The organism is uncultured Aureimonas sp. (genome assembly GCF_913775355.1).
Taxonomy (GTDB): Bacteria; Pseudomonadota; Alphaproteobacteria; order Rhizobiales; family Rhizobiaceae; genus Aureimonas.
This window is the reverse complement of the sequence record NZ_CAJYIU010000067.1, coordinates 1-3,850: the sequence shown is the minus strand read 5'-3', so window position 1 is coordinate 3,850 and position 3,850 is coordinate 1. Positions and strand designations below refer to the sequence as shown.

The following is a 3,850-nucleotide window of genomic DNA, read 5'->3' as shown; positions in this document are numbered from 1 at the left end:
CCGACGCGATCCGCCTGAAGAGCCGCGAGGTCGACGGGCTGTCCGATGCGCAGTTCGCGCCGCTGCGGGGCCGCGAGATCGGCATGGTCTTCCAGAACCCGGCGAGCCACCTCGATCCGGTGATGCGCATCGGCGAGCAGATCGCCGAGACCGTACGCCTGACACGCGGCCTCGGGCGGCGCGAGGCCCGCTCGGAAAGCATCGAGCTTCTCCGGCAGGTGGGCATCCCCGATCCCGAGCGGCGGGCAGAGGCCTTCCCGCACGAGTTCTCCGGCGGCATGCGCCAGCGCGCGATGATCGCCGTCGCCCTCGCCTCCGACCCCGACATCCTCATTGCCGACGAGCCGACCACGGCGCTCGATGTGACGGTGCAGGCTCAGATCCTGCGCCTCCTCCTCGACCTCCGAGACCGGCGCGGCCTGTCGATCGTCTTCATCACCCACGACCTCGGCGTCGTGTCGCAGCTTTGCGACCGGATCGCGGTGCTCTACGCCGGCCGCCTCTGCGAGATCGGGCCGAAGCGCGACGTGCTGATGCGGCCGCGCCATCCCTACACGGCCGGCCTCGTCGCATGCCAGCCGGCCCGGAGCACCGGGGCGAGGCGCCTTCGCACCATCGAGGGCCAGCCGCCCGGTGCCGGCGAGATGCCGTCCGGGTGCCGGTTCCATCCGCGCTGCCCGCGCGCCGGCGGCGACTGCCGGACACATCAGCCGCCGCTCGTCGCGATGGGCGCGGATACCCGCGCGGCCTGCCACCATCCCGTCAGCGACAGCCTTCTGGAGGGCGCGGCATGAGCCAGCCCGACATCATCCTCGAAGCCGACGACGTCGTCGTTCGCTTTCCCGGCCCCGGCGCGGGCTTCCTCGGCCTGCAGCGGCGCAGCGTCCAGGCGGTCAACGGCGTCTCGCTTCAGGTCCGGCGCGGCGAGACGATCGGGATCGTGGGCGAATCAGGATCGGGCAAGTCGACGCTCGGTCGCGCACTTCTCGGCCTCGAGCCGATCTCGGGCGGCCACGTCGTGCTCGACGGGCTCGCAGTCTCGGACGGCCGGCGTGCCGACCTGAAGGCGCTGCGGCGGCGCACCGCCATGGTGTTCCAGGACCCCGCGAACTCGCTCAACCCGCGTCGCACCGTCGGCGAGACCCTGGCCGAGGTCCTGCGCGTCCACGGCAAGGCGCCGCGCGGCAGAACGGAACCCCGCGTCGCCGAGCTTCTGCGGATGGTCGGCCTCGCTCCGGCGCTGGCAGACCGGCGTCCGGCGGCGCTTTCGGGCGGCCAGTGCCAGCGTGTCGGCATCGCACGGGCGCTGGCGGTCGAGCCGAGCCTCGTGATCGCCGACGAATGCGTCGCCGCACTCGACGTCTCGATCCAGGGACAGGTGATCAACCTCTTCCTCGACCTGAAAGAACGGATCGGCCTGACGCTGATCTTCATCGCGCACGATCTCGCCATCGTGCGCCGGCTCTGCGACCGGGTGGCGGTGATGTATCTTGGCCGGATCGTCGAGGAAGGCCCGACCGAGAGCGTGTTCCGCGCCCCGCGCCACCCTTACACGGCGGCCCTCATCGCCTCGATCCCCGAGATCGACCCCGACATCGCGCTGCCGCTGGCGCCGATGGGCGGCGAGCCGCCGAGCCCTCTCGATCCCCCGCCCGGCTGCCCGTTCCATCCGCGCTGCGCCTTTGCGCAGGACGCCTGCCGCAGCGGCCCGCCGCCCATCCTTCGCAGGGCCGACGACCACGGCTGGGCCTGCATCCTCGAGCCCGGCGCGCTTCCCGTGCCGGTCCGCGAACCGCCGACCTCCCCTCCCCCTGTGATACGCGAGGCCTTCCCATGTCCCGACCCCGCATGACCCGCCTTCTGGCCGCGACGGCGCTCGCCGCCCTGTCGCTCACCGCCTCGATCGCGGAGGCCGCCGGCGTCCTCACGATCGGACGGCGCGAGGATTCCACGACCTTCGACCCGATCGCCTCGGCCCAGAACGTCGACAACTGGGTCTATTCCAACGTCTTCGACGTACTCGTGCGCGTCGACAAGACCGGCACCAAGCTGGAGCCGGGCCTTGCCGAAAGCTGGACCGTCTCCGACGACAAGCTGACCTACACGTTCAAGCTGCGGGACGCGAAGTTCTCCGACGGCTCGCCCGTCACGGCTGAGGACGCGGCCTTCTCGCTCCTGCGCATCCGCGACGATCCGACCTCGCTTTGGTCGTCGAGCTACTCGATCGTCGACACCGCGACGGCGAGCGACCCGCGCACACTAATCGTCAAGCTGAAGGAGCCGTCGGTCCCCTTCCTCGCCTCGCTGGCGCTGCCAAACGTCTCGGTCCTGCCGAAGGCCGTGGTGGAAGCCAAGGGCGAGGAGTTCGCGTCCGCGCCGATCGGGTCGGGCGCCTTCTCGGTCAAGGAGTGGGTCCGCGGCGACCGCGTGATCCTCGAGAAGAACCCGAACTACTGGGAGGCCGACAAGGTCAGCCTCGATGGCGTCGAGTGGATCTCGGTGCCCGACGACAACACGCGCATGCTGAACGTGCAGGCGGGACAGCTCGATGCGGCGATCTTCGTGCCCTTCTCGCGCGTCGAGCAGCTGAAGCAGGACCCGCAGCTCAAGGTCTCGCTCGACACCTCGACCCGCGAGGACGCGCTGCTTATCAACCACGAGAAGGGCAAGCTTGGCGAGATCGCGGTGCGCCAGGCGCTGGACATGGCGATCGACAAGCAGGCGATCGTCGACGCCGTCACCTTCGGCATCGGCGAGGTCGCCAATTCCTACATCCCGAAGGGCGCGCTGTACTATTACGCCGACAACCTGCGCCGCCCCTACGATCCGGAGCGCGCCAAGGCGATGCTGGCGGAGGCGGGCGCTTCCGACCTCGCCCTCGACTACAACGTCAAGGCCGGCGACGAGGTGGACGAGCAGATCGCCGTCCTGATGCAGCAGCAGCTCTCGAAGGCGGGCGTCACCGTCAACATCAACAAGGTCGACGCCGCCTCGCAGTGGGACATGTTCATCAACGGCGATTTCGACGTCGCCGTCGGCTACTGGACCAACGACGTCCTCGACCCCGACCAGAAGACCACCTTCGTGCTCGGCCACGACACGAACATGAACTACATGACGCGCTACAAGAACGACACGGTGAAGGACCTCGTCGCCAAGGCGCGCACCGAGGCCGACCCCGCCAAGCGCGAGGCGATGTATGTGGAGCTGCAGAAGATCGCGAAGGACGAGGTCAACTGGATCGACCTCTACTACAGCCCCTACATCAACGTGACGCGCGCCAATATCGACGGCTTCTACCAGAACCCGCTCGGCCGCTTTTGGCTGGAGGACGTTCGCAAGAACTGAGACCGCACGGCGGCAGTGCTGCAACGGGACGGGCGATCTTTCGCCCGTGCACCCGCGCTCATGCGGCGCCGAAGACGACGCCTTAGCCGCCGACCCGGAGCGCGGCGGCGAGGTCGGAGGACGCAGGCGGCGCGGTGTCGAGATCGAGGTCCGCCAGAAGCGCGTCGAGATGGAGCCGCATCAGGTCGGATGCTGCGGCTCCGTCACGCCGGGACAAGGCGTCGAGAAGCGCCAGATGGGCCGCGTTGTCGCAGAGCGTCGCGGGCCGGCGCCAGTAGAGCGCGATCACCAGCGAGGACCGTGACAGGAGGCCGTCGACGATCGCGGCCAGCACGCCTTGCCCGGACGCCTGCGCGATCTGCCGGTGGAAGTCGGCGGAGTGGTAGACGGCCTCGAGCGGATCGTCGGCGTGCATCGCGCCGTGTTCCGCCTCGATCGATGCCCGCAGCGCCTGCGCATCCTCGGGACGCATCCGCGCGGCGGCAAGGGCCGCGATCGGCGG

3 protein-coding genes and 1 pseudogene are annotated in these 3,850 nt (G+C 69.6%); 3 read left to right on the top strand and 1 reads right to left on the bottom strand.

Annotation, left to right across the window (positions count from 1 at the left end; translation table 11 throughout):
* From QZ753_RS05140 to QZ753_RS05130, 3 genes and pseudogenes are all read left to right on the top strand, one after another.
* Positions 1–794: ABC transporter ATP-binding protein (locus QZ753_RS05140; protein ID WP_294641613.1), on the top strand; the 794-nt coding region annotated here is incomplete at its 5' end.
* A 14-nt stretch (positions 795–808) separates the two neighbouring features.
* Positions 809–1,852: pseudogene (locus QZ753_RS05135) on the top strand (oligopeptide/dipeptide ABC transporter ATP-binding protein); the annotation flags it as partial.
* Positions 1,849–3,348 carry an ABC transporter substrate-binding protein gene (locus tag QZ753_RS05130; protein WP_294641614.1) on the top strand — a complete coding sequence of 500 codons (1,500 nt, stop codon included), beginning with the start codon at positions 1,849–1,851 and terminating at the stop codon, positions 3,346–3,348. The pseudogene QZ753_RS05135 and the gene QZ753_RS05130, both read left to right, overlap by 4 nt.
* Before the next feature lie 82 nt (positions 3,349–3,430).
* Here QZ753_RS05130 and QZ753_RS05125 read toward each other — a convergent pair.
* On the bottom strand, positions 3,431–3,850 hold a 420-nt coding region (locus QZ753_RS05125; RefSeq protein WP_294641611.1), incomplete at its 5' end, for an FCD domain-containing protein.